The following is a 6,817-nucleotide window of genomic DNA, read 5'->3' on the forward strand; positions in this document are numbered from 1 at the left end:
ATTGATTCTTTATCAGGAGGATTTCATGCACTATAAAGTTTATTTCTTTCTGAGTGTTCTTCTCTTTGCGGTCTTTTCGGCTGTCTCGGCCCAGAATTATACTGTGGTTTCATTCAACGCACAGTACAAACTCCTCTATGAAGATGCCAAAATTATCGACCTCTGCCGCGAGTTTATGACCAAAAGCGACAATATTGATGCTATCCGCGAGGCGCAGAACCGCTGGAAAGAGATTGACCCGGAAAATGTCCTGGCCTTCTGCCAGGAGCTTTACAATCAGAATCCCAACTTGGCCAAGAATACCTACCTTCTCGGGCGGGTTACTCCTGAGGTCGGCAAGCAACTTGAGCTGGGACGGAAAGCAATTCAGCTTGACCCGAAATGGCCGTACGGGTATCGACTTCTTTTGGCCTGCTATCAGGATGACCTTTTCAACAGCAAGGGTAATCCGGCCAAACAGGAAGTGCTGAAGAAAGAACTTCCTACTGATGAACATTATTTCACCGAGATCACCGGACTTTTTCCCGATCAGACATTTGCCTGGCAGTTTTTGATGAACTATAGGATTTACAAAAAAGATTTCACCGCGGTGCTCCAGACTCTGGCGAAAGGCGACTCGATGAAGGCGCCGTGGGCTTCAAAGATGATCTATGCCAATATCTACTCCCGGATGGGCAGATACGGCGATGCCCTGAAAACAATCGAAGCCGGAGCCGATGAGGGGATTGCCAAAGGGCAGTTGTCGGCCGAGGAAAAGGCCCCTTTTGTTTCTCAATTGTATCAACAAATGCTGACCGATGCCAAGGCAAATGATGAAGCGCTCCGTTACCTTCTGAGCAATAAGGGAGAAAACCCCGACAGCGGCAAGCTGTATGATATTGCCTGCTTCTACTCCCTTACCGGCGATAAAGAGCATGCGATTGAATATCTGACTCTGGCCGGCGAAAAGAAATGGGATAACGCGGATCATGTCAAACAGGATAGCGACCTGATTCCCCTGCACGGCGACCCGAGATGGGAAAAGCTGCTTGCCGTTTATCAGGCCAACTGGGATAACGGCAAAGAGGCTCGCAAGCAGAAGATGCTCACAGAGAAAGTGGACATAAATGCTCCCCTCTGGAAACTGACCAATGCCGTCGGAGATAGTGTCAGCCTGTCCGATTTCCGCGGCAAAATAGTGATTCTCGATTTTTGGGCCACCTGGTGCGGTTATTGCGCCCTGGCCATGCCGATGGTTAATGAATTCACGCAGAAGATGGCCGGCGACAGTGTGGTTGTCATTGCTGTCGATGTCTGGGAAAAGGGGCGGGGCAAGGTGCAGAACTTTATGAAGGAAAAAGATTATAAGATGTATCTGGTCTACGGCAATGATGAGCTTCCCAAGGCATATGATTTCAAGGGGATTCCGTACATTTGTGCCATCGACAGGAACGGCAAGATAAGATATATCGAAAGCGGATACAGCCCGGGGCTATACGAGAAACTGGTCTGGTGGACAGAGGACTTGTCAAAACAGCCTTGACCCAAGACCAGGGTATGATGCAATTTGAAAGGGTGGCCATCTTGGTCACCCTTCGTTTTTCAGATTTTGTAGGTCAGGCCTCTTGCAGACCTGACACGGTCTTGTCAGGAGCGTAAAGCTCCTGACCCACCAGTCTCACGCTATGATGTTCGGCCGAGCATATAGCGGAGTAATATCTCGGTCCCCTCTTTTCCCCGGCTGCCGACCTCCATTTCCGGACCGACACACGAGGGACAGCCGCCGTTACACGGGCAACTCTGCACCTGTTCCAGGCAGGCACGGAACAGGTCATCGGAAATATTGAAGAGTTTTTCCGAATACCCCACGCCCTCGGGAATATTTTCATAGATATAGATGGTGGGAAGCTCGCTGAACGGCGAACGCACCTGCGAGATGGAGCGTAAATCATGCGGGTCGCACATCACCCAGAGCGGTGCAATCTTGCCGAGGATATTGGCCAACCCCCGTAGCGAGCCGCCGAATGCTTCCCCCTCGAGATTCAACTTGAATCGAACATCGCCCGGGAATGCATACCAGAAGGCATGCGTATGAAGCTCCAATTCCGGCATCAGGAGATTTCCCGAGCCGACATTTTCATGTGTATGGAATTTCACTTTCTTGAATAGTACCGTCACCATAGTGACCGTTACTTCTCCCCAGGAAATGGCGGCGTCATAAATCCGTTTCTCATCAGCGACCGAAAGGACTTTCAGATCCGATTTCGTTTCGGCATCGGTGTAGTAATCGACCGCGACCTCCTTGACATACGCCTTTTTCCCTTCCCAATCCAACTCCGTCACCTGATACTGGTCGGCGTCATGCAGATATATCGCCTCGGGATGAAGGAAAATCGGGGCCGAATAGTAATCAACCTCGCCGATAACGCGGTTGTTGTCGGATTGGTTCAAGATAACGAAGTTATCCGGTGAGGCGCTGCGCAATGACACCTGCTCGGCGGGATAAATCTCCGATGACCAGTAGTATTTTCCGCCGCTCTGACGGAGAACATTCTGCTCCTCGAGATAATCAAGTATCTCGACCGTACCATCGGGTCGGAAAGATTCCTCTTTGCGGAAAGGAAGCTCAAAACTGGCGCATTTGATATGGTTGGTGCTGATGATGAGATTGTTAGGATCGATTATCCCCATCTCGGGCGTCTTCTTTAGCAGATAAGAAGTGTGTTGCGCCAGGAATTGATTGATGGCCGAGCTGTTGGCGACAAAGATGGTCAGCGAGGTTCCCGAACGGCGTCCGGCCCGCCCCGCCTGTTGCCAGACCGAGGATATCGAACCGGGATAGCCGACAATTATAGAAACATCCATAGCGCCGATATCAATTCCCAGCTCAAGGGCATTCGTGGACACAACACCGATTATCTCGCCGCTGCGAAGCCCCTGCTCGATTTCACGCCGCTGATTGGGAAGGTACCCGCCGCGGTACCCTGCCACTTTGATACTTTTCCCCGGTGATTTGGCGAATATTTCGCGCAGATAGGTCAGGAGAATCTCCACCTGCAGACGGTACTGCGCAAAAATGATGGTCTGAATTCGGTTGCGGATAAAATGCTCGGCCAGCATCAAAGACTCATTAAGGGCTGATTTGCGAATACCGAGTTGCTTGTTTATCACCGGCGGATTGTAGATAAGAAAATGCTTCTCGCCCGAGGGAGCGCCGTTATTGTCCACCAGCTGCACTTTCCGTCCAATAATTTTCTCGGCCAGTTCATCGGGGTTGGCGATCGTCGCCGAGCAGGTGATAAAGATCGGATTGGAGCCGTAGAATTCGCAGATTCGCTTGAGTCTTCGAATCACATTGGCCAGGTGCGAGCCGAAAATTCCGCGGTAGTGGTGAATTTCATCAATCACAACATACTGAAGGTTTTCGAATAACTTGATCCATTTCGTATGATGCGGGAGGATGCCGGCATGAAGCATGTCCGGATTGGTAACAACGATATGCCCGGCCGAACGGATGAGGCGCCGGGCGGTCTGTGGCGTATCGCCGTCGAAAGTATAGGTTTTGATATCGATATCAAGACGGTTGCTCAGAGTCAGCAATTCCGCCAACTGGTCCTGCGAAAGAGCCTTGGTGGGGAATAGGTACAATGCCCGCGCCGAAGGATTCCTGATAATGGCATCAAGCACCGGCAAATTGTAGCAGAGCGTCTTGCCGGAGGCGGTTGGGGTGACAATAACCGTATCATTACTCCCATGGATGGAATCGACCGCACTTCGCTGGTGCGAATACAGCCTGCGGATCCCTTTACTTTTCAGTATGGACGTGAGCCGACTGTCCAGATAATCGGGGAAATCTTCATATTGCCCCTCACGGGCCGGGAGAACCTCCCAGTGGGCGATATTCTCGCGAATCGAACGGTCGATTTTGAAGGCATCGAGAATCTGGGCGAGATTCATATCGCGGTCATCTCTTTTCGGTCAGTTGGCGTTTGCAGATATCGCAGAATTTTTCGCCCTTGATATCGATATCCATCATGTTCTGACTGTAATAATTCACACATCTGGGATTGCGGCAGCTGGTCATATCAAACAGATGCGCCAGCTGGTGCACCGACTGTTTGAAAAGGCGGGTATAGACTTTCATTTCATCTTCCGGAAGCCCATAGAATTCCTGACGGATGCGGAAGAGAGAAACGATGGCGGTTCCGCCGATTATGTCGGAATGACCGATGATATAAGCTTCATCCGGCAAGTAGATATCTTCCTCGCAGACCCCCATTACAAACTCTTTCTGATTGGCTTTCACCCGCTCCAATTTGTTCAAAAGGATGGTGGCATAGTACTGGCCGCGAACGACATTGTACGCCTCATCAGGCATCTTCATACCTTTGAGGATATCGACCGAGCGGCCGAAAACCGGGCCGATATTGGTGGCCAGACGATTGACCATCATGAAATCAACTTCGCCCAGCGGTACCACGACAATTTTCGCTTTCATCAGAACCATGCTTCATTCGGCGGTGAAAAATTTCCTGCTCGAACCGGTCGGGGAGACTGTCACCTCCAGTTTGGCGGCGCATTTCGGACACCAGCCGACAAAGGCATCGCCTTTCTTATTGAGGTAGATACGGGCGTAAATATGACAGCATTTAAAAAGTATCCCGATATGAGGACGGGGCGTGACTGTCTTCTTATTCTCTGACGTCATAGTTATATAATGAGGATTTGATAAATCAAACCCCTACGATTTTATTCCCGCGATATTTATGCGATTGTACTCTTTCATGATCTCCACCGAGACCGATGAGCCGATCCGGTCGGCGCCGGCCTCAATCAGGGCAAGCGTATCTTCTAAAGTTCTTATGCCACCCGAGGCCTTCACCTTTATTTCTCCGGCGGCGGCATCTTTCAACCGGCGCACCATCTCCACGGTTGCACCGCCAAAAAATCCGGTGGCGATTTTGACAAACTGCGCCCCGCCGTTGATGACTGCCTTAACCGCATTGACCTGGTTCTCCGGCAATAGAAGCGGCGCCTCAATAATCACTTTCAATATAACTGCATCAGGCAGTTCACGTCGGACTTCATAGATTTCTCTTTCCACCGTCTTATACTCGCCGGAAGCCAGAAGGCCGACATTGGCTACCATATCAATTTCATCCGCTCCATCCTCGACCCCCTTCACCGCTTCAATTACTTTCACATCCGTACGGTTGGCCGATAGAGGAAATCCGGAGACCGAGATAATCTTGACATCACTGCCGGCCAGTTCCTTTTTGGCATAAGTCACCCAATACGGATTGATAGCGATACCGAAGAATTTGTTTTCCATCGCCTCATGGCATAAGGCGATTATTCCTTTCAGGTCGGTTTCCGGCTTAAGAAGCGAATGGTCAAAATATCGATTCAAATCGGTGATCATTTCTTTCCTCAATCTGACGGCATTATAAGCCTAATGAATGCTTTCGACAATATCTTTTAAAAAACTTTTCCCGGGGAAATGGTAGTCTAAGTCGAATATTTCACCGATGGTCGTCCCGATATCGGCGAAAGTCTCTCTGGTGCCTAAGTTCTTTCCTGACTTGATATCCTTGCTGCAAGCCAATAGTGGTACATATTCTCTGGTATGATCCGTCGAATTCTTCAGGGTCGGATCGCAGCCATGATCGGCGGTGATAATCAAGAGGTCGGTTTGGTTCAGGCGGGGGAGAAGCTCTTCCAGACGGCGGTCAAAGTCCTCCAGCCCTTTCCCAAATGAGGCTGTATCATTGCGGTGCCCCCAGAGCATGTCGAAATCTACCAGATTGGCCATGATCAGCCCCTGATTGGTAAGGCCGAGTTCCGCGATTATTTTTATCATCACTTCATTGTTATTTGATGCCTTCACCTCGCGGCTCAGGCCGCGATGCGCATACAGGTCGCCGATTTTGCCGATGCCGACCGTGGCAATTCCGGCTTTCAGGAGCTTATCAAGCGCCGTATCCGATGGCGGCAGGAGAGAAAAATCCCTGCGATTGACAGTCCGTGTGAAATTGCCCGGACTGCCTGCGAAGGGACGGGCGATCACCCGGCCGACCGCATCTTCTCTTGTAAGCATTTCCCGGGCAATCCGGCAGATTTCATATAACCTTTCGAGAGGAAAAATCTCCTCGTGCGCCGCCAACTGGAAAACCGAATCGGCTGAAGTGTACAGGATAATTTCCCCGGTTTTGATATGTCGCTCCCCCAGCTCTTTGATAATTTCGGTGCCGCTGGCCGCGATATTTCCGATGCACTTTACCCTGGCTTGTCTTTCAAATTCCATCACCAACACGGACGGAAAGCCATGGGGATAAACCGGAAAAGCTCTTTCCAAAATCACCCCGGCAATTTCCCAATGACCCGAAGTAGAATCCTTTCCCGACGATTTCTCGGCCATCTTACCCCAGCAGCCCGCCGCCGGGTCGGCAGACCTGATGCCCATCATTTCCACAATATTCCCCAGCCCCATTCTTTCGCAGTGAGGCATTTTCAATCCCTTCAGTTCCCGCGCTACGTTGGGGATAGTGGCCGCCCCAGTATCTCCATATTCGGCGGCGTCGGGAAGCTCCCCCACGCCGCAGGCATCGAGAATGATCAAGACAACTCGTCGAAACATAATATTAATTTACGGAGAAATGCCCCTTCGTCAAAATGTAAAAGTATTACCGGAAAATTACCGGTAATATCTTTATAAGTGTGTAAAAACGACAAGAGGTGTATCCTTAAGATTTACAAGCTGATTCAAAAGGAGACACCTAATGTCGTATAACGAGTTAGATTTTAGCAGGAGAAACATAGTCTTTGCGCTTTCGGAAGT

At 50.3% G+C, this 6,817-nt stretch carries 6 protein-coding genes; 1 reads left to right on the top strand and 5 read right to left on the bottom strand.

Going from position 1 to position 6,817, the window contains the following annotated elements:
• Nucleotides 1-25: 25 nt before the first annotated feature.
• On the top strand, nt 26-1,522 hold the full coding sequence (locus NT002_12150; GenBank protein ID MCX6830013.1) for a TlpA disulfide reductase family protein: 1,497 nt from the start codon (nt 26-28) through the stop codon (nt 1,520-1,522).
• A gap of 140 nt (nt 1,523-1,662) precedes the next feature.
• On the opposite strand, the gene NT002_12155 is transcribed toward NT002_12150, so the two are convergent.
• The 5 genes from NT002_12155 to NT002_12175 are packed head-to-tail and all read right to left on the bottom strand — an operon-like array spanning nt 1,663 to nt 6,616.
• Nucleotides 1,663-3,936: a DEAD/DEAH box helicase gene (locus tag NT002_12155; protein ID MCX6830014.1), complete on the bottom strand. Its 2,274-nt coding sequence runs from the start codon at nt 3,934-3,936 to the stop codon at nt 1,663-1,665.
• Between the two features lie 7 nt (nt 3,937-3,943).
• Nucleotides 3,944-4,477 (bottom strand): archaemetzincin, encoded by a 534-nt coding sequence (locus NT002_12160; GenBank protein ID MCX6830015.1) that lies wholly within the window; start codon nt 4,475-4,477, stop codon nt 3,944-3,946.
• 12 nt (nt 4,478-4,489) lie between these two features.
• Nucleotides 4,490-4,687 carry a hypothetical protein gene (locus tag NT002_12165; protein MCX6830016.1) on the bottom strand — a complete coding sequence of 66 codons (198 nt, stop codon included), beginning with the start codon at nt 4,685-4,687 and terminating at the stop codon, nt 4,490-4,492.
• A 33-nt stretch (nt 4,688-4,720) separates the two neighbouring features.
• Entirely contained in the window at nt 4,721-5,401 is a 681-nt protein-coding gene (gene deoC / locus NT002_12170; GenBank protein MCX6830017.1) for a deoxyribose-phosphate aldolase, read from the bottom strand.
• A gap of 30 nt (nt 5,402-5,431) precedes the next feature.
• Nucleotides 5,432-6,616 carry a phosphopentomutase gene (locus NT002_12175; protein MCX6830018.1) on the bottom strand — a complete coding sequence of 395 codons (1,185 nt, stop codon included), beginning with the start codon at nt 6,614-6,616 and terminating at the stop codon, nt 5,432-5,434.
• Nucleotides 6,617-6,817: the final 201 nt, after the last annotated feature.

The organism is Candidatus Zixiibacteriota bacterium, from assembly GCA_026397505.1.
Taxonomy (GTDB): Bacteria; Zixibacteria; MSB-5A5; order GN15; family PGXB01; genus JAPLUR01.